The 24,618-nt window shown below is 73.7% G+C and carries 22 protein-coding genes; 15 read left to right on the top strand and 7 right to left on the bottom strand.

The genetic code is table 11. The features are described from left to right. Positions 1 to 5: 5 nt before the first annotated feature. A complete protein-coding gene (locus tag AFB00_RS04340; RefSeq protein WP_068796147.1) occupies positions 6 to 1,343 on the bottom strand; it encodes an MFS transporter in 1,338 nt (445 codons plus the stop codon). 102 nt (positions 1,344 to 1,445) lie between these two features. Further along, positions 1,446 to 2,141 (bottom strand): GntR family transcriptional regulator, encoded by a 696-nt coding sequence (locus AFB00_RS04335; protein WP_068796146.1) that lies wholly within the window; start codon positions 2,139 to 2,141, stop codon positions 1,446 to 1,448. Positions 2,142 to 2,325: 184 nt separating this feature from the next. Between AFB00_RS04335 and AFB00_RS04330 the strand changes: the two genes are divergently transcribed. Genes AFB00_RS04330 through AFB00_RS04310 form a run of 5 tightly spaced genes read left to right on the top strand, consistent with a single transcriptional unit; the run spans position 2,326 to position 9,288 of the window. After that, positions 2,326 to 4,029: a thiamine pyrophosphate-binding protein gene (locus tag AFB00_RS04330; protein ID WP_068796145.1), complete on the top strand. Its 1,704-nt coding sequence runs from the start codon at positions 2,326 to 2,328 to the stop codon at positions 4,027 to 4,029. Then, complete coding sequence (locus tag AFB00_RS04325; protein ID WP_231974213.1) at positions 4,029 to 5,420, top strand: phenylacetate--CoA ligase family protein; 1,392 nt, start codon at positions 4,029 to 4,031, stop codon at positions 5,418 to 5,420. Before AFB00_RS04330 ends, AFB00_RS04325 begins: the two co-directional genes overlap by 1 nt. Before the next feature lie 26 nt (positions 5,421 to 5,446). After that, complete coding sequence (locus AFB00_RS04320) at positions 5,447 to 6,967, top strand: aldehyde dehydrogenase family protein (RefSeq protein WP_083275259.1); 1,521 nt, start codon at positions 5,447 to 5,449, stop codon at positions 6,965 to 6,967. A 28-nt stretch (positions 6,968 to 6,995) separates the two neighbouring features. Continuing rightward, positions 6,996 to 7,625 (top strand): gluconate 2-dehydrogenase subunit 3 family protein, encoded by a 630-nt coding sequence (locus tag AFB00_RS04315; protein WP_068796144.1) that lies wholly within the window; start codon positions 6,996 to 6,998, stop codon positions 7,623 to 7,625. A 10-nt stretch (positions 7,626 to 7,635) separates the two neighbouring features. Further along, the gene (locus AFB00_RS04310; RefSeq protein WP_068796143.1) at positions 7,636 to 9,288 is read left to right on the top strand and encodes a GMC family oxidoreductase; all 1,653 of its coding nucleotides are present in this window, start codon (positions 7,636 to 7,638) and stop codon (positions 9,286 to 9,288) included. Between the two features lie 92 nt (positions 9,289 to 9,380). Here the strand turns inward: AFB00_RS04310 and AFB00_RS04305 are convergent, their stop codons facing one another. Beyond that, the gene (locus tag AFB00_RS04305; RefSeq protein ID WP_068796142.1) at positions 9,381 to 10,160 is read right to left on the bottom strand and encodes an isocitrate lyase/PEP mutase family protein; all 780 of its coding nucleotides are present in this window, start codon (positions 10,158 to 10,160) and stop codon (positions 9,381 to 9,383) included. A gap of 86 nt (positions 10,161 to 10,246) precedes the next feature. Between AFB00_RS04305 and AFB00_RS04300 the strand changes: the two genes are divergently transcribed. Then, a complete protein-coding gene (locus AFB00_RS04300; protein ID WP_068796141.1) occupies positions 10,247 to 10,957 on the top strand; it encodes an SDR family NAD(P)-dependent oxidoreductase in 711 nt (236 codons plus the stop codon). Between the two features lie 143 nt (positions 10,958 to 11,100). Next, the gene (locus tag AFB00_RS04295; RefSeq protein WP_068796140.1) at positions 11,101 to 11,496 is read left to right on the top strand and encodes a VOC family protein; all 396 of its coding nucleotides are present in this window, start codon (positions 11,101 to 11,103) and stop codon (positions 11,494 to 11,496) included. 21 nt (positions 11,497 to 11,517) lie between these two features. Here the strand turns inward: AFB00_RS04295 and AFB00_RS04290 are convergent, their stop codons facing one another. Beyond that, positions 11,518 to 13,119 (bottom strand): peptide chain release factor 3, encoded by a 1,602-nt coding sequence (locus tag AFB00_RS04290; protein WP_068796139.1) that lies wholly within the window; start codon positions 13,117 to 13,119, stop codon positions 11,518 to 11,520. A gap of 125 nt (positions 13,120 to 13,244) precedes the next feature. Here AFB00_RS04290 and AFB00_RS04285 point away from each other — a divergent pair, with 125 nt between their 5' ends. Beyond that, positions 13,245 to 13,853, top strand: a complete 609-nt coding sequence (locus AFB00_RS04285) for an isochorismatase family protein (protein ID WP_068796138.1) — start codon at positions 13,245 to 13,247, stop codon at positions 13,851 to 13,853. On the opposite strand, the gene AFB00_RS04280 is transcribed toward AFB00_RS04285, so the two are convergent. Continuing rightward, complete coding sequence (locus tag AFB00_RS04280) at positions 13,828 to 14,208, bottom strand: VOC family protein (RefSeq protein ID WP_068796137.1); 381 nt, start codon at positions 14,206 to 14,208, stop codon at positions 13,828 to 13,830. The two genes, AFB00_RS04285 and AFB00_RS04280, sit on opposite strands and share 26 nt — an antisense overlap. Positions 14,209 to 14,348: 140 nt before the next feature. Next, a complete protein-coding gene (locus tag AFB00_RS04275; protein WP_068796136.1) occupies positions 14,349 to 14,750 on the bottom strand; it encodes an ankyrin repeat domain-containing protein in 402 nt (133 codons plus the stop codon). A gap of 47 nt (positions 14,751 to 14,797) precedes the next feature. On the opposite strand from AFB00_RS04275, the gene ligA reads away from it, so the two are divergent. From ligA to AFB00_RS04260, 3 genes are all read left to right on the top strand, one after another. Then, positions 14,798 to 17,236 (top strand): NAD-dependent DNA ligase LigA, encoded by a 2,439-nt coding sequence (gene ligA / locus AFB00_RS04270; protein WP_068796135.1) that lies wholly within the window; start codon positions 14,798 to 14,800, stop codon positions 17,234 to 17,236. Between the two features lie 243 nt (positions 17,237 to 17,479). Continuing rightward, positions 17,480 to 18,199: a 3-keto-5-aminohexanoate cleavage protein gene (locus AFB00_RS04265; protein ID WP_068796134.1), complete on the top strand. Its 720-nt coding sequence runs from the start codon at positions 17,480 to 17,482 to the stop codon at positions 18,197 to 18,199. 194 nt (positions 18,200 to 18,393) lie between these two features. Next, entirely contained in the window at positions 18,394 to 18,912 is a 519-nt protein-coding gene (locus AFB00_RS04260) for an AAA family ATPase (protein WP_068796133.1), read from the top strand. A 113-nt stretch (positions 18,913 to 19,025) separates the two neighbouring features. Here the strand turns inward: AFB00_RS04260 and AFB00_RS04255 are convergent, their stop codons facing one another. Then, positions 19,026 to 19,682 carry an amino acid-binding protein gene (locus AFB00_RS04255; protein ID WP_068796132.1) on the bottom strand — a complete coding sequence of 219 codons (657 nt, stop codon included), beginning with the start codon at positions 19,680 to 19,682 and terminating at the stop codon, positions 19,026 to 19,028. A gap of 362 nt (positions 19,683 to 20,044) precedes the next feature. On the opposite strand from AFB00_RS04255, the gene gatC reads away from it, so the two are divergent. The 4 genes from gatC (at position 20,045) to AFB00_RS04235 (ending at position 24,618) form a co-directional block, all read left to right on the top strand. Then, positions 20,045 to 20,377 (top strand): Asp-tRNA(Asn)/Glu-tRNA(Gln) amidotransferase subunit GatC, encoded by a 333-nt coding sequence (gatC, locus tag AFB00_RS04250; RefSeq protein ID WP_068796131.1) that lies wholly within the window; start codon positions 20,045 to 20,047, stop codon positions 20,375 to 20,377. Between the two features lie 17 nt (positions 20,378 to 20,394). Next, positions 20,395 to 21,885, top strand: coding sequence for an Asp-tRNA(Asn)/Glu-tRNA(Gln) amidotransferase subunit GatA (gatA, locus tag AFB00_RS04245; RefSeq protein WP_068799999.1), 1,491 nt, complete (start codon positions 20,395 to 20,397; stop codon positions 21,883 to 21,885). Then, positions 21,882 to 23,387 carry an Asp-tRNA(Asn)/Glu-tRNA(Gln) amidotransferase subunit GatB gene (gene gatB / locus AFB00_RS04240; protein ID WP_068796130.1) on the top strand — a complete coding sequence of 502 codons (1,506 nt, stop codon included), beginning with the start codon at positions 21,882 to 21,884 and terminating at the stop codon, positions 23,385 to 23,387. Before gatA ends, gatB begins: the two co-directional genes overlap by 4 nt. Before the next feature lie 67 nt (positions 23,388 to 23,454). Next, positions 23,455 to 24,618, top strand: coding sequence for an ROK family transcriptional regulator (locus tag AFB00_RS04235; protein WP_083275258.1), 1,164 nt, complete (start codon positions 23,455 to 23,457; stop codon positions 24,616 to 24,618).

Here is a 24,618-nt window from a genome sequence, read left to right as displayed (position 1 = left end):
CCGGCTCAGCGGGCTGGCCCGCCGTTCACCCGCTCGCGCTCCAGCGCCAGGACCAGCGCCCCGCCGGCGACGAGCACGATCCCGAACAGGTACAGGCCGGCGGCGGTGCTGCCGGTGGCGTTCGCGACCACCCCGACCAGCGACGTGCTCACCGCCCCGGCGACGTTGCCGATCGAGTTCACCAGCGCGATCCCGGCGGCCGCGCCGACCCCGCTGAGCAGGGCGGCGGGCAGGCTCCAGAACGCGGCCTGGGCGGCGGAGACCGCGGCGGCCGCGAGCGTCAGTGCCAGCAGGGCCGGCACCGTCGTCGACTCGGTGAGCCCGACGGCGACGAGCCCGAGCCCGCCGAGCACGCACGGGACCGCGGTGTGCCAGCGCCGCTCGCCGGTGCGGTCGCCGTGCGCCGCCACCCACACCATCGCGACGACGGCGACCAGGTACGGCACCGCCGACAGCAGCCCGACCACCACGGTCGACTCCACGCCGGAGCGGGAGAGGATCGTCGGGAGCCAGAAGCTGATCGTGTAGATGCCCAGCGCCACCGCGAAGTAGATCGCGCCGAGCAGCCAGACCACCGGGCTGCGCAGCGTCGCGCGCACGCTCGCGTGCGCGCCGGACTTGGCGTCGTCGTCGGCGGTGACCTCGCGGATCACGACGGCCTTCTCCGCGTCGTCGAGCCAGCGCGCGTCGGCGACCCGGTCGTCGAGCCGGCGCAGCACGACCAGCCCCAGCAGCACCGCGGGCACCGCCTCCACGACGAACATCCACTGCCAGCCGCGCAGGCCGCCGAGCCCGTCGAAGACCTGCATCAGCCAGCCCGATACCGGCCCGCCGACGATCGTCGCGACCGGGATCGCGGTGAGGAACAGCGCGGTGATCCGGCCGCGGCGGTGCGCCGGGAACCAGTAGGTCAGGTAGAGCAGGATCCCGGGGATGAAGCCGGCCTCGGCGACGCCGAGCAGGAACCTCAGCAGGTAGAACGTGGCGGGCGAGGACGCCAGCGCCATCAGCCCGGAGACCAGGCCCCAGCTGACCATGATCCGGGCGATCCAGCGCCGGGCCCCGACCCGGTGCAGCACGATGTTGCTCGGCACCTCGAACAGGATGTAGCCGAGGAAGAAGACCCCGGCGCCGATGCCGTAGACGGCGTCGGAGAACCACAGCTCGTCGTCCATCTGCAGCCGGGCGAACCCGACGTTGACCCGGTCGAGGTAGGAGACCGCGTAACAGACGAACAGCAGCGGGACGAGCCGGAGCGCGACCTTCCGGTAGACCCGGTCGGTGACGGCGTCGGGGGGTACCGGCCCGTCGGGCCGGTCCGGTCGTGCGGACGATGCGGGCATCGGCGGGCTCCTCGACTCTGAGCGAGCAACGACCGTGCCACCATCCGGCATTCTGAATTCAATAGCAAGGCGTGCCGTCACGCCTCCGGAGAGCGCGGGCCCTCAGGACGCGGTGCCGCTCGCCCGCTCGGTGTCGTCGCCGTAGTCCGCGCCGAGCGCGTCGAGGATCAGCGTCTCGCCGTGCTCGGCGTGCTGGCGGGCCAGGCGCTCGGCCTTCTCGCCGTCGCCCGCGACGATCGCGGCGAAGATCGCGGCGTGGTCCTCCCAGACCCACTTCGGCGCGCTGCCGCGGAACAGCAGCTCGCCCATCACGCGCTGCACGTTCCGCCAGATCACCCCGGCGCTCTCGATCAGCAGCGGGTTGCCCGCGTGGTCGGTGACGAACCGGTGGAAGTCGATGTCGGCGGCGACCATGCGCGCGTAGTTCTTCTCGCGGTCGGCCGCCTGCCCCTCCGCGACCAGGGCGAACCCGCGCGAGGCCGCGTCCGGCGACAGGCGCCCGGCGGCGCACCGGGCGGCGTAGCCGTCGAGCACCGCGCGCAGCCCGTAGAGGTGCCGGACGAACTCGGCGTCGACCGGGGCGACCTCCAGCCCGCGCCGGCCGAAGTCGCGCAGCATGCCCTGGTTGCGCAGCAGGAGCAGGGCCTGCTGCACCGGCTGGCGGGAGACCGAGAACCGGTCGGCGAGCTGCTCCTGGCGCAGCGGCGCGCCCGGCGTGAGACGACCGGTGCAGATGTCGTCGACGATCGCGTCGTAGACCTGCTGGACCCGTGAGGGCGGGGCGGGCAGTGCCGTCATGACGGCGGACCGTCCTTTCCGCGTCGTCGAGCGGTCGTCCGGCGCCGGCGGGACCCCGCCGGCGCAGCGCCTCCCAGGTTACCGGGCGGGATGGCCGGATCCGGCTCCGGTTGACTTCTGAATTCAGTATGCGATAGTACGTGTCGTACGTCACCCGGTCGATGTCGCCCGAGGAGGCCGATCGATGACCGAGGAAGGTCCACACACCGTCGCCGAGCTGGTGGCCCGGTTCCTGTACGAGCGCGGGGTCCGGCGCGTCTTCGGCCTGCAGGGCGGGCACATCCAGCCGATCTGGGACCGGCTCGCCCGGCTCGGCGTCGCCATCGTCGACGTCCGGGACGAGGCGGCCGCGGTGCACATGGCGCACGCCCACACCGAGCTGACGGGCGAGATGGGCGTCGCGCTGGCCACGGCGGGCCCGGGGGTCACGAACACCGTGACCGCGGTCGCGAACGCCTCGGTCTCGCGGATCCCGCTGGTCCTGCTCGGTGGCTGCCCGCCGCGGCCGCAGTCGAACAAGCATCCGCTGCAGGACATCCCGCACGCCGCGATCCTGCACCCGGTGACCCGGCAGAGCCGCACCCTGCGGGTCGCCGACGAGGTGCTCCGCGAGCTCGACGAGGGCTGGTCGCGCGCGCTCGGTGACGCCGGTGAGCCGGGGCCGGTCTACCTGGAGATCCCGACCGACGTGCTGCGCGAGACGGTGCCACCGGCCGTCGTGCTCGACGAGCACGTCCGCCCGCCGCGCCCGCGCCGCGCGCTGCCGCACCCGGCCGACGTCGCCGACCTCGCCGCGCTGCTGGGCCGGGCCGAGCGGCCGGTCGTGGTCACCGGGCGCGGGGCCCGCGACGCACCGGAGGCGCTGGTGCGCCTCCTCGACGCGACCGGTGCCGCCTACCTCGACACCCAGGAGGGGCGCGGGCTCGTCCCGCAGGACCACCCGGCCGTCGTCGGGGCGCTGCGGAGCCGGGTGATGCGCGAGGCCGACCTCGTCGTCACGGTCGGCCGGCAGCTGGACTACCAGCTCGGGTTCGGCTCGCCGGCGGCGTTCCCGGGCGCCCGGTGGGCCCGGATCTCGGACACGGCGTCCGAGCTGTTCGACAACCGGCGCGGTGAGGTCGAGATCCTGGCCGATGTCGCGTCCACGCTGGACGCCGTGGCCAAGGAGTCCACACCGGACACCACCTGGCGGGACGGGCTGCGCCGCGAGCACCTGGAGCGCTCGTCGGGGTACCGCGACGCGCTGGCCGCGACCCCGCCCGGCGGGGACGGGCGGATGCACCCGAACCACATCTTCGCCGCGCTGGCCGGCATCGACCTCGACGGGGGATGCGTCGTCGCCGACGGCGGGGACCTGCTGAGCTTCGCCCGGCTCGGGGCCCCGCCCCGTGCGCGCTACCTCGACGCCGGTGCGTTCGGCTGCCTCGGGGTCGGCGTGCCGTTCGCGATCGCCGCGGCACTGGCCCGGCCGGACCGCCCGGCGATCGCGGTGACCGGCGACGGTGCCTTCGGGATCAACGCGATGGAGGTCAACACCGCGGTCCGGCACGGCGCCCGGATCGTCGTCATCGTCTCGAACAACGCGGCCTGGAACATCGAGCGCCACGACCAGGCCGAGAACTACGGCCTGGTGGTCGGCACCGAGCTGGAGCACAACGACTACGCCGCGCTGGCCCGGTCGCTCGGTGCGCACGGCGAGCGGGTCGTCGAACCGGGGGAGATGGCCGGCGCGCTGGACCGGGCGCTGGCCAACGCCCCGGCCGTGATCGACGTCGTGACCAGCCGGGACGCGCCGTCCCCCGACGCGGGCAAGGGTCTGGGCTGGGTCCCCGACTACCAGGCCCTCACCCCCTGGAACGACGCCGAGGTCGAGCGGAGGAGGTCCTGATGGGACAGATGGAGGAGTGGCACTTCCCGGCGGGGTACGACCAGGGTTACCTGCCCGACCCGGACAGTCCGTACTGGTTCCCGTACCGGGAGACGATGGACCCGGCCGAGCGGGACGCGATGGTCCTCGTCCGGCTGCAGGAGGTCCTGCGCTACGCCTACGACGGCTCGCCGTTCTACCGCCGCAAGTACGACGAGGCCGGGCTCGACATCGGTGACGTCACCACCTGGGAGGCGTTCGAGCAGGTCCCGGTGGTCACGAAGCAGGAGCTGCGCGCCTCGCAGGAGAACGCGCCGCCGTTCGGTGACTACGTCTGCGTCGACGACGCCGAGCTGCACCACATCCACGGCACCAGCGGCACCACGGGCACCCCGACCGCGTTCGCGATGGGCCGGCGGGACTGGGAGGTGATCGCCGACAACCACGCCCGGATCCTGTGGGGGATGGGCGTGCGCCCCGGTGACACCGTCTTCGTCTCCGCGCTGTTCTCGCTCTACCTCGGATCGTGGGGCGCGATGAGCGGGGCGGAGCGGCTGCGCTGCAAGGTCTTCCCCTACGGCGCCGGCGCGTCCGGGATGACCGCGCGGGCCGTGCAGTGGCTGGCCCGCACGACGCCGAAGGCGTTCTACTCGACGCCGTCCTACGCGCTGCGCCTCGCCGAGGTCGCCGAGCAGGAGAAGATCGACCCGCGCGAGTTCGGCATCGAGGTCATGTTCTTCTCCGGCGAGCCCGGCGCCTCGGTCCCCACGGTGCGCTCGGCGATCGAGGACGCGTTCGGCGCCCGGGTCGTCGACTGCGGGACGATGGCCGAGATGACGCCGTTCATGTCGGCGTCGGCCACGCAGGGCAGCCCGGACGGGATGCTGCTGTGGCAGGACATCGTCTGGCACGAGGTCTGCGACCCGGACAGCTTCCGCACCGTCCCCTACGGCTCGGAGGGCACCCCGGTCTACACCCACCTGGAGCGCACCTCGCAGCCGATGATCCGGCTCGCCTCGAACGACCTGACCCGCTGGGAGCTGGGCACCAACGGCTGCGGGCGCACCTACCCGCGGCTGCCGGCGGGTGTCTACGGCCGGATCGACGACATGATCCACATCCGCGGCGAGAACGTGTACCCCACCGAGATCGACAACGTGCTGCGCTCGATCGAGGGGTACGGCGGCGAGCACCGGGTGCACGTCACCCGGACCGGCTCGATGGACGAGATCGTCGTCCGCGCCGAGTGCGGGCCCGAGCACGCCGAGGCGTTCGCCGCCGCGGCCGGGAGCGGACTGCACCGCGTCGTCGGGCTGCGGGTCGGGGTCGAGGTCGTCGCCCCCGACACCTACGAGCGCAGCGAGCACAAGGCCCGCCGGGTCGTCGACGAACGCGAGCACGTCACCCGCTGAACCCGCTCCACGACGAGGAGACATCCATGTCCACCCCGCACGCACTCACCGTCGATCCCGAGGCCCGCACCGCGGACCGGGTCGCGATGTTCGTCGACGGCGAGTTCGTCCCGGCCGCGGCCGGGGCCACCTTCCCGACCGTCGACCCGAACACCGGCCGCACCATCGCCGACGTCCCGCGGGCCGACGGCACCGACGTCGACCGCGCCGTCGCCGCGGCCGAGCGGGTCGCCGTCGAGTGGCAGTTCACCGACGCGATCGCCCGCGCCGCGCTGCTGCGCAACCTCGCCGCGCTGGTCACCGAGCACGCCGACGAGCTCGCCCGGCTGGAGGCGCTGGACTCCGGGCACTACCTGGCCAAGGCCCAGGAGCTGGTGGGCGCGATCCCGCTGTGGCTCGACTACTGGGCGAGCCTGGCCGACAAGGTCGGCGGGCGCACCATCGAGGTCCCTGGCAACAAGCTGTCGTTCACCCTGCTCGAACCGCTCGGCGTGACCGCGCACATCGTGCCGTGGAACTACCCGCTGCTGATCATGGTGCGGTCCTGCGCCCCGGCGCTCGCGCTCGGCAACACCTGCGTGGTGAAGCCCGCCGAGGACACCTCGCTGTCCGCGCTCAAGTTCGCCGAGCTGGTCAGGGAGGCCGGGTTCCCGGACGGGGTGTTCAACGTCGTCACCGGGTTCGGCACCGAGGCCGGCGCCTCGCTGGCCGCGCACCCGGACGTCGCCGGCATCACCTTCACCGGCTCCACCGAGACCGGGAAGACCGTCGCCAAGCTGGCCGCCGACCACGTCGCCCAGGTCAACCTGGAGCTCGGCGGGAAGTCCCCGACGATCGTGTTCCCCGACGCCGGCCTCGACGACGCCGTCGAGGCCGCCGTGCAGGGCTTCTGCTCGCACACCGGCCAGGTCTGCGTCGCCGGGACCCGGCTGTTCGTGCACAGCGACGTCCGGTCGGCGTTCCTCGAGAAGCTCACCGCGCGCCTGGACCAGACCCGGGTCGGCGACGGGTTCGCCGACGGCACCCAGATGGGCCCGCTGGTCTCGCAGAAGCAGTACGACCGGGTCCGCGAGTACATCGAGATCGGCCGGGGCGAGGGCACGCTGCACTACGGCGGTGGCCGTCCCGCCGGTGTGCCCGACGGCGGCTACTTCGTGGAGCCGACGGTGTTCGTCGACGTCGCGCACGACGCCCGGATCGCCCGCGAGGAGATCTTCGGCCCGGTCGCGTCGGTGCACACGTGGGACACCGAGGACGAGCTGGTCGAGGCGGTCAACGACTCCATCTACGGGCTGTTCGCGGTGCTGCTCGGCAGCGACGTCACGAAGCTCCTCTCGACGGCACGCCGGCTCCAGGTCGGCGGCGTGATGATCAACGACTGGTTCGGGGAGCTGCCGATGACCCCGCACGGCGGGCACAAGCAGTCCGGCACCGGCCGCGAGGAGGGCATCGAGGCGGTGCACGGATACACCCAGGTCAAGCACGTGAGCATCAATCTCGACCCGTCGCTGCGTGCGGGCAGCGACTGGGCCGGCGCCCCGCTGTAGCCCACTGCGGGAGGAGAGGAGTTCCACGATGAACGACGCACCCGCTCCCTTCGGAGCACCCGCGGAGACCGCGAACCCGGGCGAGGCCGGTGGCTTCTTCGAGACCGGCCGGCCGCGGATCGGCGGCCTGCTCGACCCGGTCCGGTTCGACGGGACCCAGACCGCGGTGCTGAACGCGGTCGCCGACACGATCATCCCGCCGGACCCGAGGTGGCCGACCGCGAGCGAGGTCGGCCTCGTCACCTTCGTCGGCCGTTACGTCACGCCGTCCGGGTACCGGAACAAGCACTTCCCGTTCGCCGAGGAGGACGAGTTCAAGGCCGGGCTGGACCGGCTGGGCCGGTCCTTCGCCGACGGCGACGCCGACGCCCGCACCGAGGCGATCGGCGCGATGGAGACCGCCGGGGACCCGCTGTTCGAACAGCTGCGCGCGCTCGTCTACTACGGCTACTACTCCCGGCCCGTGGTGACGCTGGCGATCAACCGGAACCTGCCGGCCGGTCGGGACTACCACGGCCCGCCGCTGCCCTACGGCTACCTGCAGACCACCGAGCCGTGGGACGAGGAGCTGCTGACCCAGGCGCAGGAGAACGGGTCCTACCTCGAGACCGCCGACGTCGTGCGCGTCGACCTGTCCCAGCTGTCCTGGACCACGTGAGGAGCACGTCATGCCCGCATACACCGAGACGGACGTCCTGGTCATCGGGGCCGGGCCCGGCGGGGCCGGGATCGCGCTGAAGCTGGCCAGGGCCGGTGTGAAGGTGGTCTGCCTGGAACAGGGCCCGTGGGTCACGCCCCAGGAGCACCCGCACTACCACGACGAGTGGGAGCTGGAGAAGCAGCGCGGCTGGGCCTACGACCCCAACGTGCGTCAGCTGCCCGAGGACTACCCGGTCACCGGGGTCACGACGCCGTACATGATGAACAACGTCGGCGGCTCGACCGTGCACTACGCCGGTCACTGGCCGCGCTACAAGCCGGTCGACTTCCGCAAGGGCACCGAGCACGGGCTCGAGGGGACGATCGACTGGCCGATCAGCTACGAGGACCTCGCCCCGTTCTACGACGAGAACGACGAGATCTACGGCGTCTCCGGCCGGATCGGTGACCCGTCCTACCCGGACCGCAAGCAAGCCGTCCGCGACCCGGAGGTACTGCCCGGCAAGCTCGGGCTCAAGTACGCCAAGGCGTCGCGCGACCTGGGCTGGCACTGGTGGCCGTCGGACAACGCGATCATCACCCGGGACCGGGAGAACCGCCACGCCGACCAGGCGATGGGCAACGAGCTGTCGGGCAGCCCGACCGGCTCGCTGTCCACCCCGGCGAACGCGCACTGGCCCTACGCCATCCGGCACGGCGCGGACCTGCGCACGATGGCCCGCGTCGAACGGATCAACGCCTCGAACGGCCGGGCCACCGGCGCGACCTACATCGACCGGAACACCGGCGACCGGCACGAGGTGCGGGCGAAGATCGTGGTGCTCGCGGCCAACGGCATCGGGTCACCGCGGCTGCTGCTGCAGAGCGCGCAGGCCGGGCACCCGGACGGGCTGGCGAACTCCAACGGGATCGTCGGCAAGTACCTGATGCACCACGTCTTCGCGTTCTGCGACTCGTGGTTCGACGAGCCCGTCGAGGGCTACAAGGGCAGCTTCGGGGCGCCGCTGTACAGCCACGAGTTCTACCACACCGACGTGAGCAGGGGATTCGTCAACGGCTTCGGCATGCAGGTCGCGCGCAGCTTCGGGCCGGCCTACGCCGCGATGGGCACGCACACCGGCTACACCGCGCCGTGGGGCGCGCGGCACCGCGAGTTCTTCGACGGGCACTTCGCCAACCACCTGATGGTCTTCATGTTCGGCGAGGACCTGCCGGTGGAGACGAACAGGGTGACGCTGGACCACGACGTCACCGACAGCTCGGGCCTGCCGGCCGCACACGTGGACTACGAGCTGCACGCCAACGACATCGCGCTCGCGAAGTACGGGATCGACAAGATCTTCGAGGCCACCCGGGCGGTCGGGGCGGTCGAGACCAACGACACCGGGGTGCTCTACCCGCCGCCGGCCTGGCACCTGATGGGCACCTGCCGGATGGGCAACCACCCGGGCGACTCGGTGCTCAACAAGTGGTGCCAGACCTGGGACGTGCCGAACCTGTTCGTCTGCGACGGCAGCACGCTGACCACCGGCGGCGCGGTCAACCCGACGAGCACCATCGGCGCACTGGCCCAGCGCACCGGCGAGTACATCCTGCGCAACTACGACGCACTGGTGGCACAGCGGACCACCCCGTCCAACGCCGACGCGCCGACCATGTGACCCGCCCCCACCCCCACCCCACGGGGTCACTCATGGAGCTTCGGCCCGGTGTCACGAGGCCGAAGCTCCATGAGTGCATCGTCGGCGCGGGCTCAGTTCAGCTTGCGGGTGTCGGCGGGGAGGCCACCGCCGTCGTAGACGTCCTCGGCGAGCTTCGCCAGCGCGGTGAGCGCGACGTTCTGGCTCCAGGGGCCGTAGGACACCCGGGCGACGCCCAGCTCCTGCGCGGTCTTCAGCGGGATCGAGCCGGGGATGCCGATCAGGTTGACCGTGCGCTCGCCCAGCGCCTCGACGAGGCGCCCGACCTGGGTCTCGTCGAGCTTGCCGGGCACGAAGAAGGTCGACGCCCCGGCGCCGAGGTAGGCCCGGCCGCGCTCGATCGCGTCGGCCAGCACGGCGTCGGGGTCCTTGTCGCCGGCCTTGAGGAACACGTCGGTGCGCGCGTTGAGCACGAAGTCGACGCCGGCGGACCCCGCCGCCGCGACGGCCGCCTCGACCGCCTTCACCGACTCCGCGAGCGGCTTGGCCTGGTCCTCCAGGTTCGCCCCGACGATGCCGACGTCGATCGCGCGGGCGACGGTGCCGCCCGGGTCGCCGTAGCCGGCCTCCAGGTCCGCGCTCACCGGCAGGTCACCGGCGGTGTGCGCGATGAGGCCGACCGCGGCGATCATCTCGTCGCGCGGGATGTTCTCCCCGTCCTCGTAGCCGTGCGCGGCGGCGATGCCGTGGCTGGCGGTGGCGAGCGCGGTCGTCCCGGGGGTCTCGGCGACCACCTTCGCGGTGATCGCGTCCCACACGTTGACGACGAGGAGCAGTTCCGGAGCGGCGTGCAGCTCCTGCAGCCGGGTGGCCTTGTCGGCGGTCGAGGTCATGGCGACCACAGTAGGACCCGGCCCCGGGCCCGGCGCGCCGCCGGTCACCGGATGCGGCGCGCCCCACGGCACGGAACGATCCGGACATGACCGGACGACTCGAGGGCAGGCGGGTGCTCGTCACCCACGCGGACCGCTACATCGGACCCCCGGTGGTCGAGCTGTTCCGCGCGGAGGGCGCGGACGTCGTCGCCGACACCACCGACTACACGACCGGGCCCGACGTGGCGGCCCGGGTGGTCGCGGACGCCGGCGAGATCGACGTGCTCGTCGCGAACTTCGCCGGGCCGCACCGCAGGATGCCGGTCACCAGCATGATCGGCGAGATCACCGACACCACCGGCTCCGTCGACGAGGAGTTCCAGGACTACCTCGACGAGCTGGTCTGGCCGCTGCTGCGGGTGGTCACCGCCGCGCTGCCGGCGATGACCGCGCGCCGCTCGGGCAAGATCGTCGCGGCGACGAGCGCGACGCCGGTACGGGCGATCCCCGGCCTCGCGGTGTACTCGGCGGCCCGCGGGGCGCAGAACGCGTTCCTGCAGGTGGCCGGCGCGGAGGCGGCCCCGCACAACGTGCAGGTCAACGGGCTCGGCCCGGCGCACATCCGGAACAACATGTACTACACCGACGAGATGCTGGCCGACGACGAGGTGCGCGGCTCGTTCGAGGCGCAGATCCCGGCCGGGCGGCTCGGCGAGGGCCGGGAGGCCGCCGAGCTGGCGCTGGCGCTGGCCTCGGGCGCGAGCGACTTCATGGCCGGGCAGATCGTGCCGCTCTCCGGTGGGTGGGCCACCTGATCCCCGGGTGACCGGGTCGCCCGGCGAACGCGGACGTCGCCGACGAGCAGCGGCCGCGGGCCGGCCGGCGCGGCCCGGTGGTTGACCGCGGGCCCGCGCGGGCACCCCGGGTCACCCGTCCCGAGACACCCCGGAGGACCGCCGTGCCCACCTTCCCCGCCATCCATCACGTGGCCCTGTCGGTGACCGACCTGCAGGTCAGCGAGCCCTGGTACGTGCGCCTGATCGGCGCCGAGCCGGCGATGACGCTGTCCGACGGGCCCTTCGAACGTCGGGTGTTCGCCCTGCCGTCCGGCCAGCTGCTCGGGCTGACCCGGCACGACGACGCCGACGGCGCGGACGCGTTCTCCCCGTCCCGGCCCGGGATGGACCACCTCGGGTTCGGCGTGACCGACCGGGCCGGGCTGGAGGACTGGCGCGAGCACCTGGACGCCACCGGCATCGCGCACGACGGGATCGTCGAGGCCGACTACGGGCTGGCGCTGTCGTTCAAGGACCCGGACGGCAACGCGCTGGAGTTCTTCGTCATGGCCGGGTGACCGGCCGCCCGACCCGCGGGTTCAGGAGATCGACGAGCCCGCGGGCATCGCCTCGAACCGCAGGTCCGGGAACTTGCGCTCGATGATGTCCATCCGCCACTTGTTGGTGAACAACGCGAGGTACGCCCCGTCGGCGTCGCGGCGCAGCACCTCGCACTCGGACTGCCCGGCCAGCGCCTCGGCCGCGTCCTGGTCCACCAGGCGGGCGATCTGGTACGGCAGCCGGTCCAGGGTGACCGGGGCGTTGAACTCGGTCTCCAGCCGCCCGGTGACGACGTCGAACTGCAGCGGCCCGACCGCCGCCAGCACCGGTGCCTGGTCACCGCGCAGGTCCGAGCGCAGGATCTGGATGACGGCCTCGTTGCCCAGCTGCTCGATGCCCTTGCGGAACTGCTTGTACTTGCCGGCGTCGCGGGCCCGGATCACCGCGAAGTGCTCCGGGGCGAACGCCGGGATCGACGGGAACTCGACCGGCTCGGACGCGTAGAGCGTGTCCCCGGGGCGCAGCGCGGTCGCGTTGACGAGCCCGACGATGTCGCCCGGGAACGCCTCCTCGACGGTCCGGCGCTCGGCGCCGAACACCGACTGCGCGTACTTCGTGGCGAACGGCTTGCCGGTGGTCGCGTGGGTGAGGATCATCCCGCGCTCGAACCGGCCCGAGCAGATCCGCAGGAACGCCATCCGGTCCCGGTGCGCCCGGTCCATCCCGGCCTGCACCTTGAACACCAGCCCGGCGGTCGGCGCGTCCAGCGGCCGGTCGTGGCCCTCGACGTCCGGGCGGGCGGCCGGGGCCGGGGCCAGGTCGACCAGCGAGTCGAGCAGGCGGGCGACGCCGATGTTGGACAGCGCCGAGCCGAACAGCACCGGCGTGGCGTGGCCGGTGAGGAACGCCTTCTCGTCCCAGCCCGCGCCGATCTCGTCGAGCAGGCCCAGCTCGTCCTGCGCGTTCTGCCAGTACTCGGGCTCCTGGGCGGCGATCGTGTCGGCGTCGACCTCGGTCGCGGTCGCCTTCGTCGCGCCGCCCGCCGCCCGGGTGAACGCGGTGTAGGCGCCGGTCTCGCGCTCGATCAGGCCCTTGAACTGGCCGGCGATGCCCAGCGGCCAGGTGAGCGGCATCGGGCGCAGGCCGATCGTCTGCTCGACCTCGTCGAGCAGTTCGAGCGCCTCGCGGCCGGGCCGGTCCCACTTGTTGACGAAGGTGACGATCGGGACGCCGCGCGAGCGGCAGACGTCGAACAGCTTGAGGGTCTGGGGTTCGAGGCCCTTGGCCGCGTCGAGCAGCATCACCGCGGCGTCGACGGCGGCGAGCACCCGGTAGGTGTCCTCGGAGAAGTCGCCGTGGCCCGGGGTGTCGAGCAGGTTGACCACGCAGTCGCGGTAGGCGAACTGCAGCACCGCCGAGGACACCGAGATGCCGCGGGCGCGCTCCATCTCCATCCAGTCCGAGGTCACGCCCTTGCGGCCGGACTTGCCGTGCACGGCGCCCGCCGAGTCGATGACCTCGGCGTGCAGCGCGAGCGCCTCGGTGAGCGTCGACTTGCCGGCGTCGGGGTGGGAGATGACGGCGAAGGTGCGCCGGCGCGCGGTCTCGCCGATGACGTGGGCGTCCTGCGGGTCGGTCACCGCACCAGGATAGGCGTCCGGTCCCGGGCCGCCGACGCCCGGCGAGCCCGTCCCCGCGCGGCGCGCGCGGCCGGGCGGTGCGAGCGTGGCGGCCCGTACGCCCAGCCCGAGCCCGGGGAGACACCGTGACCGTCACCGCACTGGACCCGACCACCGCACTCGTCGTCGTCGACCTGCAGCGGGGGGTGCTCGCCGCGGACACCGTGCCGCACCGCACCGCCGACGTCCTGGACCGCTCGGTCGCCCTCGCCAGTGCCTTCCGCGCCCGCGACCTGCCGGTGGTGCTGGTGCGGGTCACGTACGCCGCGGACGGGGCGGACGCGGCACCCGGGCGCACCGAGGCGGGCGGCGGGACGCGACCGCGTCCCGCCGGGTGGGACGAGATGGCCCCGGAGCTGGCGGACCTGCCGGGCACGGTCACCGTCACCAAGCGGAACTGGGGCGCGTTCCACGGCACCGACCTGGACCTGCAGCTGCGCCGGCGGGGCGTGACCCAGGTCGTGCTCACCGGGGTGGCGACGAGCTTCGGGGTGGAGTCCACGGCGCGGGCCGCGCACGAGCACGGCTACCACGTCACGCTCGCCGTGGACGCGATGTCCGACCTCGACCCCGACGCGCACACGAACGCGGTGACCCGGATCTTCCCGCGGCTGGGGGAGACCGGGAGCACCGCGGAGATCCTCGGCCTGCTCGCCACCGGCTCCGGGCTCAGCCCGACGACGGAGCCCGGCTGAGGTCGACCACGCAGAAGACGTTGCCGTCCGGGTCGGCGAGGACGACGAAGTCCGGCTCGGCCGGGTAGTCGTCCCAGGCGGGCGGCGTCGCACCCAGCCCGACCAGCCGCCGGACCTCGGACTCCTGCTCGGCGGTGTCGTCGACCAGCAGGTCGAGGTGCAGCCGCGGCCGGGGTTCGGGCGGGGAGACGCTGTGCATGAGCCCCAGCACCCGCGCCCCGCCGGTGCCGGTGAGGGTCCGCCAGGTCGCGCTCGACCACTCCGCGGACACCGAGAGCCCGAGTGCCGCCGTCCAGAACGCCGCGGCGCGGTCGAGGTCGGTGACGCCGATGACGGGGAACCCGAGTCGCAGCACCGGTCCAGGGTGGCGCACCGGGCCGCGACGTGCGACGGCCCGGTCGGACCGGAGTGTTCCGGTCCGACCGGGCCGTCCGTCCCGAACTGACGCGCCGCTCCCACCACGAAGCGACACCGCAGACATTAGGTAAGGCGCACCTAACTGTCAAGGGTGCGATCGAGGAGGGCCCGCATGTCGGGGAGATCGAAGTGCTCGACGGTCTGCCGGGCCGACGGCGTCCCGTGGTCCGGGTCGGCGCCGGCGCGCAGCAGGGCCGTCACCGCCACCGCCGACCGGGCGAACAGGGCGGCGGCGATCGCCGTCTGGCCGCGGTCGTTGGTGCGGTCCGGATCGGCGCCGCGGTCGAGCAGGTCGGCGACGATGCCGGGGTGCCCGTGGTAGGCGGCCAGGATGAGCAGCGTGTCGCCCTTCGGGTCGGTGAGCTCGACCGGGACCCCGGCGTCGAGGAAACCGCCCAGCTCCTCGGCGGCGCCGGAGCGGGCCAGGTCGAACATCCGGTGCGCGAGCTCCACGGCGGCCGGGTCCATGCCGATACCCATGCCGCCACCGTAGGTTCGCACGGTCGGGAGCGCGCGAGGACGCATGACTGTCGGGGGACCCGGCTAACCTCCCCGTCGTGAGTTCCCCGACCGACGAGCAGGCCCGCGAGCGGCACGCGCAGCTGGCCACCGAGGTGGCCGACCACCAGTTCCGGTACTACGTGCTGGACGCGCCGGTCGTCTCCGACGGCCAGTTCGACGAGCTCTGGCACGAGCTGCTCGCGCTGGAGGAGGCGCACCCGGAGCTGGTCACGCCGGACTCGCCCACCCAGAAGGTCGGCGGCACGTTCTCCACCGTCTTCACCGCGCACGACCACCTGGAGCGGATGCTCTCGCTGGACAACGCGTTCTCCCCGGACGACCTGCGCACCTGGCAGGAGCGGGTGACCAGGGAGGTGGGGGAGAACCTGCACTACCTGTGCGAGCTCAAGATCGACGGGCTGGCGGTCAACCTGCTCTACGAGGACGGCACCCTCACCCGCGCGCTGACCAGGGGCGACGGGCGCACCGGCGAGGACATCACGCTGAACATGCGCACCCTCGGCGAGGTCCCGGTCACGCTCACCGGCACCGCGGAGTTCCCGGTGCCGCGGCTGGTCGAGGTCCGCGGCGAGGTCTACTTCCGGCTGGCGGACTTCGACCGGCTCAACGCGTCGCTGGTCGAGGCCGGCAAGGAGCCGTTCGCGAACCCGCGCAACACCGCGGCCGGGTCGCTGCGCCAGAAGGACCCGCGGGTCACCGCGTCGCGGAACCTCCGGCTGATCTGCCACGGCATCGGGAAGCGGGAGGGCTTCACCCCGGTCACCCAGTCCCAGGCCTACGACGCGCTGGTCGCGTGGGGCCTGCCGATCTCGCCGCGCACGAAGGTGCTGCGGGGGATCGACCGGGTGATCGAGTACGTCGAGCACTGGGGGGAGCACCGCCACGACGTCGAGCACGAGATCGACGGCGTCGTGGTCAAGGTCGACGAGGTCGGCCTGCAGCGCAGGCTCGGCGCCACGTCCCGGTTCCCGCGCTGGGCGATCGCCTACAAGTATCCCCCGGAGCAGGCGGCCACGAGGCTGCTCGACATCCGGGTCAACGTCGGGCGCACCGGCCGGGTGACCCCGTACGCCGTCATGGAGCCGGTCAAGGTCGCCGGCTCCACCGTGGAGATGGCGACCCTGCACAACGCCGACGAGGTCCGCCGCAAGGGCGTGCTCATCGGTGACCGGGTGGTGATCCGCAAGGCGGGTGACGTGATCCCGGAGGTGCTGGGCCCGGTGGCCGACGTCCGGGACGGCAGCGAGCGCGAGTTCGTGATGCCCACGCACTGCCCGGAGTGCGGCACCGCGCTGGCCCGGCAGAAGGCGGGCGACGTCGACCGGCGCTGCCCGAACGCCCGCTCCTGCCCGGCGCAGCTGCGCGAGCGGCTGTTCCACGTGGCGGGCCGCGGTTCCTTCGACATCGAGGGTCTCGGCTACGAGGCCGCGGTGGCGTTGCTGACCTCGGGCGTGCTGACCGACGAGGGCGACGTCTTCGCCCTGACCGCCGACGACCTGCTGCGGACCGAGCTGTTCCGCAACCAGAAGGGCGAGCTGACGGTCAACGGCGGCAAGCTCCTCATCCACCTGGACGCGGCGAAGGACCGGCCGCTGTGGCGGGTGCTGGTCGGGTTGTCGATCCGGCACGTGGGCCCGACCGCGGCACAGGCGCTGGCGCGGGAGTTCGGGTCGATGGAGGCCCTCGAACTCGCCGCGGCCGCGGCGAAGGAGGGCACCGAGGCGGCCGGCGTGGAGATCGTCTCCGACGGCTCCGCGGGCGACGAGCCCGTGGCGGCCGGCGTGACGGACGCATCCCCGGCGGCCGCCGGCACCGCCGCGACGGAGACCGCGGCCGGCGGCACCGCCGTGGACGGGGCGAGCGGCGGCACAGCCGTGGACGCGGCGACCGGCGACACCGCCGTCGACGGGGGCGCGGGCGACACCTCGGCCGCGGAGGCGAGCGGTGACGCCGAGGCCGCCGTCGCCGAGGCCGAGAAGCAGGAGCGAGCCGCGGTGCGTGCCCGGGCGAAGGCCGTCGCCGAGGCACTCGCCCCGATCGCCGGGGTGGACGGTGTCGGCCCCACCATCGCGGCGGCGGTCCGGGACTGGTTCTCGGTGGACTGGCACCGTGAGGTCGTGGACCGCTGGCGCGCGTCCGGCGTCCGGATGGCCGACGAGCAGGACGACTCGGTCCCGCGCTTCCTCGAGGGGCTGTCGATCGTGATCACCGGCTCGATGGAGAACTGGTCCCGGGACGAGGCCAAGGAGGCCATCATGGCCCGCGGCGGGCGGGCCGCCGGCTCGGTGTCGAAGAAGACGGCGTTCCTGGTGGCCGGCGAGGCCCCGGGCTCGAAGTTCGACAAGGCGACCGAGCTGGGCGTCCCGGTGCTCGACGAGGCCGGGTTCGAGATCCTCCTGGGCCGGGGCCCCGAGGCGGCGACGGAGCACGCCGCCGCGGAGTGAGCCTGCCGCCGCCGGGTGCGGCCGAGCGACGCCACCGTCCGGGCCTTCTCGCACGGGCCCGGCGGTGCGCCGAGGGTGAGCAGCCACTCACCGGCTGTGCTTCCGCCCGTCGCCTCCCGGCTGCCGGACGGCGACGCGCCCGAACGGTTGGGCGCGTCCGAAGGATGCCGGCCCGTTCCAGCACCTACCCTGCGAGCAGGGGCCGGGTGTCCGGCCGGAGGTCTGGGGAAGGCGGAGTCAGCGGTGTTGCAGGCGGCACTCAACGGGTCACGACCGGCGGATGCGCATCCGGCCCTCCCGGTACTGCCGCGGCACCTGGCGCGTGACGCCCGGGCCGTCGCCCGGCTCGGGATCACCTCGGTGCACGTCCACCCGCGGGACGACTCCGGCGCGGAGACGAACGACCCGGCCGTGGTCGGTGACGTCGTCGCGCTGATCCGCCAGGAGGCACCGGGCATCGAGATCGGCGTGCCGATGGGCCGCTGGATCCAGCCCGACCCGAACGACCGGGTCGAGACGGTGCTCACCTGGGGCCGGCTCGGGGCCGGCAAGCCCGACGTGTGCGGCGTCAACGTCCACGAGCTCGGCTGGACCGACGTCTGCCGGGCCGCGGCCTCGGTCGGGATCGCCGTCGAGCTCGGCGTCTGGACCAGCGGCGACGCCGTGACCCTGCGGCAGAACGGGCTGCCGCCGGGGACCCGGCGGGTGATCGCGGAGTCGACCGTCATCGACCCGGAGACGGCCGTGGCGGAGGGCATCCGGATCCTGCGCGCGCTCGGCCAGCCCCCGGTCCCGGTGCTGCTGCACGGCGAGGAGGAGGGCGCCTGGCCGATCCTGGAGTACGCGACCCGGGTCAACATCGACACCCGGATCGGCTTCGAGGACGTGCTGGTCCGCCCGGACGGCTGGCTGGCCACCGGCAACGACGACCTGGTCCGGACCGCCCTGTCGATCCGGGTCTGAGTCCCCGCCGGGCCCACGGCGTACCTGCCTGCGGCCCGGTCGCACCCCGGGGTGCGAGTGGCACCTCGATCCGGCGTGCCGCTGCCCACCCGCGGGACTCGGCGCCGGGCAGGGACGCCGCGGTCGGGCAGGGGCGCGGCAGTCGGGCAGGGGCGCGGCAGTAGGCGGCGAGCGGATGGTCCGAGGGAGTCGTGGTGGGTGGAACGGGTGGCGGAGCGCGGCTCGTCGTCTTCGCGGGGCTCCCCGGCGTCGGCAAGACGAGTCTCGCCCGAGCGACGGCGACCGGCCTGGACGCCACCTACCTGCGGATCGACACGATCGAGACGGCGATCCAGGCGACGCTGACGCCGGTGCGCGGCAACCCCGTCGGGTACGTCGTCGCCGCCCGGGTGGCCGCCGACCAGTTGCGGGCGGGCCGCCCGGTGGTCGCCGACGCGGTCAACGGGGTCGCCGAGGCGCGCCGGCTGTGGGTGGACCTGGCCGCCGGGTGCGCGGCGCCGGTCCGGTTCGTCGAGGTCGTCTGCAGCGATCCCGCCGAGCACCGCAGGCGGGTGGAGGCCCGGGTCCCGGACCTGCCGGGCCAGTCCGTGCCGACCTGGACCGACGTGCAGGACCGGGAGTGGCAGCCGTTCACCGGCGACCGTCTCGTCGTGGACAACACCGGCGATCCGGCAGACGCCGTCGCCCGGGTCCTGACCTGGCTGTCCTCCTAGTCGCACCCCGCTCCGCGGTGGCGCGCCCCACGCGCGGGCCGCGGCACGCCGGGCCCGGGTGCGATCGGTCGCCGGAGGTGCGCCGGGGCGGACCGAGGGCCGGGGACGGTGGGTCAGGCCTTCAGGACGGTCGCCACGATGCCGGCCAGGTGGGCCAGCCGAGCCAGCTCGGAGGGGCGGAAGACCGGGCCGCCCGGGCGTCCCACCACGAGGGTCTTCGGCGGCACCCCGGTGCCGAACGGGGCCGCGGCCAGCTCGGTGTCCATGGCCCGCCACGGCTCGGGGACCCAGTGACCGTCGTCCAGCGCGATCGCCCGGTCCAGGGGCAGCCAGGGCAGGTCGCCGCTGCGGGTCTCCGGCGAGGCCGAGCTCTCCGCGATCCGGTAGGACCGCCCGTCCTCGCTGACCGCCACCAGCGCCCAGCCGGCGCGGAACAAGCGGGGAACCTCGGCGGCGAGCAGGTCGAGCCCGTGCGCCGGGTCCCCGGCGATCTCGTCGAGCAGCTCCAGCTCGCGGTGCGTGTCGAGCTTGCCGGTGTGCGGGCGGACCGACTCCACGGTCACGCCGGGCACCGACTCCGCGGCGGTGATGAGGACGTCCGGTGGCCGGTGCGTCGACATCTCGACGGCGATGTCGTCGATCGCGTGGCCGTCACCGCGCTCGACGACGTCGACGCTCAGGATGTCCGCGCCCGCCCCGCCGAGTGCGGTGGCGACGGCCCCGAGGTTGCCGGGCTTGTCCGGGAGCAGGACCCGGAGCAGGAACGACACGGACGGATCCTCTCCCTCGGTTCCGGCACTCGGAGCGGGCATGCCGGTCACCCGCTGACCGACGGCGAGGGGCCGTCCGGCGCGGGAACCCGTGATCCTGCCACCCGGGGCCGCGGGAGGTCACGGCCTCCCCGCCGGTCCGGCGGGATCGGGCGGTCACGGGGACCGGACGGGCAACGGACGGTTCCGGGTCCCCGCCCGTGCAGGGCCGATTCCCGGCGAGAATAGACTTTCCGGGACTCCGCACGCACCCCGCGCACGCGGGGGTGGTCCGCAGCGGCTCCCGGAACGCCCGCCGGGCGGGTCCGGTGAGACCGGGACCACTGCCGGCCGAGCGGACGAGAACCATCCCGAGGAGGGGCATGACCGCCGATTCCGCGCCGCGGACAGGACCGGGCGGGTCCATCACCCGGGACGAGGTCGCGCACCTCGCCCGGCTGGCCCGGCTCGCCGTCACCGAGGACGAGCTGGACGTGTTCGCCGGCCAGCTCGACGTGATCATCGGGTCGGTGGCCCGGGTCGGGGAGATCGCGGCCGACGACATCCCGCCGACCTCGCACGTCGTCCCGCTGGAGAACGTGTTCCGGCCCGACGAGCAGCGCCCCGGCCTGGACCAGCAGCAGGCCCTCGCGGGCGCGCCGGCCGCCGAGCAGGGCCGGTTCCGGGTCCCGCGGATCCTGGGGGAGGAACAGTGAGCACCGACCTGACCCGCATGACGGCCGCCGAGCTGGCCGGGCGGATCCACGCGAGGGAGGTCTCCGCGGTCGACGCCGCCCAGGCCCACCTGGACCGCATCGCCGCCGTCGACGGTGGTGAGCGCGGTGTGCACGCGTTCCTGCACGTCGGCGCCGAGTCCGCGCTGGCGAGCGCGGCCCGGGTCGACTCCAGGCTGGCCGCCGGGCACGCCCCGGAGTCCCCGCTGGCCGGGGTACCGCTGGCGCTCAAGGACGTGTTCACCACGTCCGACATGCCCACCACCTGCGGCTCGAAGATCCTCGACGGCTGGCAGCCGCCGTACGACGCGACGGTCACCGAGCGGCTGCGCGCCGCCGGCATCACCATCCTCGGCAAGACCAACATGGACGAGTTCGCGATGGGCTCCTCCACCGAGCACTCGGCGTACGGCGTCACCCGCAACCCGTGGGACACCTCGCGGGTGCCGGGCGGGTCCGGTGGCGGGTCCGCGGCCGCGCTGGCCGCGCACGAGGCGCCGCTGGCGATCGGCACCGACACCGGTGGCTCGATCCGCCAGCCGGCCGCCTTCACCGGCACCGTGGGCGTCAAGCCGACCTACGGCGGGGTCTCCCGCTACGGACTGGTCGCCTGCGCGTCGTCGCTGGACCAGGCCGGGCCGTGCGCGCGCACCGTGCTCGACGCGGCCCTGCTGCACGAGGTCATCGGTGGGCACGACCCGCGCGACTCGACCTCGATCGACGCACCCGTGCCCGGCGTCGTCGCGGCCGCCCGCGAGGGCGCGTCCGGCGACCTGTCCGGGCTGAAGGTCGGCGTGGTGCGCGAGCTGGGCGGCGAGGGCTACCAGCCCGGCGTCCGCGCGGCGTTCGACGCGTCGCTGCGCCGGTTGGAGAAGCTCGGCGCCGAGATCGTCGAGGTGTCCTGCCCGCACTTCGAGTACGGGATGGCCGCCTACTACCTGATCCTGCCGAGCGAGGTGTCGTCGAACCTGGCCCGGTTCGACGCCATGCGCTACGGCCTGCGCGCCGCCGAGGGGCGGTCCGCGGAGGAGGTCATGGCGAACACCCGCGAGCAGGGCTTCGGCCCCGAGGTGAAGCGCCGGATCATGCTCGGGACCTACGCGCTGTCCTCGGGCTACTACGACGCCTACTACGGCCAGGCCCAGAAGGTCCGCACCCTGATCGGCCGGGACTTCGACGCGGCCTTCGGCCAGGCCGACGTGCTGGTCTCGCCGACCACGCCGACCGTGCCGTTCGCGATCGGGGACAAGGTCGACGACCCGCTGGCCATGTACCTCAACGACCTGGCCACGATCCCGACGAACCTGGCCGGGGTGGCCGGGATGTCGGTGCCGAACGGCATCTCCGACGGGCTGCCCGTCGGCCTGCAGATCATGGCCCCCGCCCTGGGCGAGGCCGTCATGTACCGCGTCGGTGCGGCCTTCGAGGCCGCCCGTGACGCCGACGACGGCGGTCCCCTGATCGCGCGCGTTCCGGAGGTGTCCCCGTGACCACGACCGAACCCGAGCTCGTCGAGTTCGACGACGTCGTCGCCCGTTTCGACCCGGTCTTGGGCATCGAGGTGCACGTCGAGCTGTCCACGAACACCAAGATGTTCTGCGGCTGCCCGACCGCGTTCGGCGCCGAGCCCAACACCCAGGTCTGCCCGGTCTGCCTCGGCCTGCCCGGCGCGCTGCCGGTGGTCAACCGGACCGCGGTGGAGTCGGCGATCCGGATCGGCCTGGCGCTGAACTGCTCGATCGCGCCCTGGGGCCGGTTCGCCCGGAAGAACTACTTCTACCCGGACATGCCGAAGAACTTCCAGACCTCCCAGTACGACGAGCCGATCGCGGTCGACGGGTTCCTCGACCTGACCCTGGACGACGGCGAGGTCGTCCGGATCGGCATCGAGCGCGCGCACATGGAGGAGGACACCGGCAAGTCGCTGCACGTGGGCGGCGCGACGGGGCGGATCCACGGCGCCGACCACTCGCTGCTCGACTACAACCGGGCCGGGGTACCGCTGATCGAGATCGTCACGAAGATGATCCCGGACACCGGCGCCCGCGCCCCGGAGGTGGCCCGCGCCTACGTCAGCGCGCTGCGCGACCTGGTGAAGTCGCTCGGCGTCTCCGACGTCCGGATGGACCAGGGCTCGATGCGCGCCGACGTCAACCTGTCGCTGTCGCCGAAGGGCGGCGCGCTGGGCACCCGCACCGAGACCAAGAACGTGAACTCGCTGCGGTCGGTGGAGCGCGCGGTCCGGCACGAGATGGGCCGCCAGGCCGGGGTCCTCGACGCCGAGGGCGAGATCGTCCAGGAGACCCGGCACTTCGACGAGGCCACCGGGCACACCCGGGCCGGGCGGCGCAAGGAGACCTCGGAGGACTACCGGTACTTCCCGGAGCCGGACCTGGTCCCGATCGCGCCCAGCGCCGAGTGGGTGGAGGAGCTGCGCGGCACGCTGCCGGAGCTGCCCTGGGAGCGCCGCCGCCGGATCCAGGCCGAGTGGGGGATCTCCGACGAGGAGATCCGCGACCTGGTCAACGCCGGTGCGCTGGACCTGGTCGAGGCGACCGTCGCGGCCGGTGCGCCGTCCCAGGACGCCCGGTCCTGGTGGGTCTCCTACCTGGCCCAGCAGGCCAACACCCGCGAGGTGGAGCTCGCCGACCTGCCGATCACCCCGGAGCAGGTGGCCCGGGTGATCGCGCTGGTCGCGGCCGGGGAGCTGACCAACAAGCTGGCCCGCCAGGTCGTCGACGGCGTGCTCGACGGCGAGGGCGGCCCGGACGAGGTCGTCGCCGCCCGCGGCCTGAAGGTCGTCTCCGACGAGGGTGAGCTGGTCGCCGCCGTCGACGCGGCGCTGGCCCAGCAGCCGGACGTCGCGGAGAAGATCCGCGGCGGCAAGGTCGCCGCCGCCGGGGCCATCGTCGGTGCGGTCATGAAGGCCACGAAGGGTCAGGCCGACGCCAAGCGGGTGCGCGAGCTGATCATCGAGCGGGTCGGGGCCTGACCTGACCGGGGCGCCGGTCCGCCGGGGGGCGAACCTGCCCCGGATCGGGGACTACAACCAGGCGGTCGTGCTGGACGCGCTGCGGCGCGCCCGGCACGGCCTGTCCCGGACCGGGCTGAGCGAGCGCACCGGGCTGTCCGCGCAGTCGATCACGAACATCGTGCGCCGGCTGGTGGAGCGGGGCCTGGTCGTGGAGCGCGCCCCGGCGGTCCCGCACGGCCGGGGCCGGCCGTCCGGTCTGCTCGAGCTGGACCCGGCCGGGCGGTACGCGGTGGGCGTGCACGTCGACCCGACGGTGACCGCGGTCGCGCTGGTCGACCTCACCGCGGCCGTCGTCGCCTCCCGCCGGACGGTCGCGGCCTCGGCCAGCACACCGGAGGAACTGGTGGGGGCGATCGCCGAGGCCGTCGGCGAGGTCGTCGACGGCGTCGATCCCGGGCGGCTGCTCGGGGTCGGCGTCGCGACGCCGGGACCGATCGACGCCGGCGCCGGTGCCGTGGTCGGGGCGCCGCTGCTGCCGGGCTGGGACCGGGTCGAGCTGCGCACCCTGGTCCGGGACGCCACCGGGCTGCCGGTCGTCATGCACAAGGACGCCGCGGCCGCCGCCGTCGGGGAGCTGTGGCAGGACCCGGACCCCGCAGACTTCGTGTTCCTCTACCTCGGCACCGGCCTCGGCGCCGGGTTCGTGGTGAACGGCGAGCTGCTGCCCGGCAGCACCGACAACGCCGGCGAGATCGGGCACCTGATGGTGGCCCCGGACGGCCCGCGCTGCCACTGCGGCTCCGACGGCTGCGTGGGGGCGAGCAGCATGCCCCGCACGCTGGTCGGCGAGGCCGTGGTGGCCGGGGTGCTGGATCCGCTGCCGCACGAGGCGGGCGACGGGGAGATCGACGCCGCCTTCACCCGGCTCTGCACGGCCGCGGCCGGCGACCCGGCGGCGCGCGCCGTGCTGGAGCGTTCCGCCGCCCGGCTGGCCCGGGCCGCGGTCACCCTGTGCAACGCGCTCGACGTGGGCGCGGTCGTCGTCGGCGGGCCCGCGTGGTCCCGGACCGAGCCGGTCTACCTGCCGATCCTGCGCGACGTCGCCGCGGCCACCACCGAGGCCCGCCGGGTGCACGAGGTGGCCGTGCGCACCAGTGCCGTGGGCGACGACTCCGCGGTGGTCGGCGCCGCCTGCCTGGTCCTGGAGCACTCCTTCTCCCCGCGCCCGGCCACCCTGCTCATCCGCTGA

The organism is Pseudonocardia sp. HH130630-07, assembly GCF_001698125.1.
GTDB lineage: Bacteria > Actinomycetota > Actinomycetes > Mycobacteriales > Pseudonocardiaceae > Pseudonocardia.
This window is presented reverse-complemented; position numbering and strand designations above follow the sequence as displayed.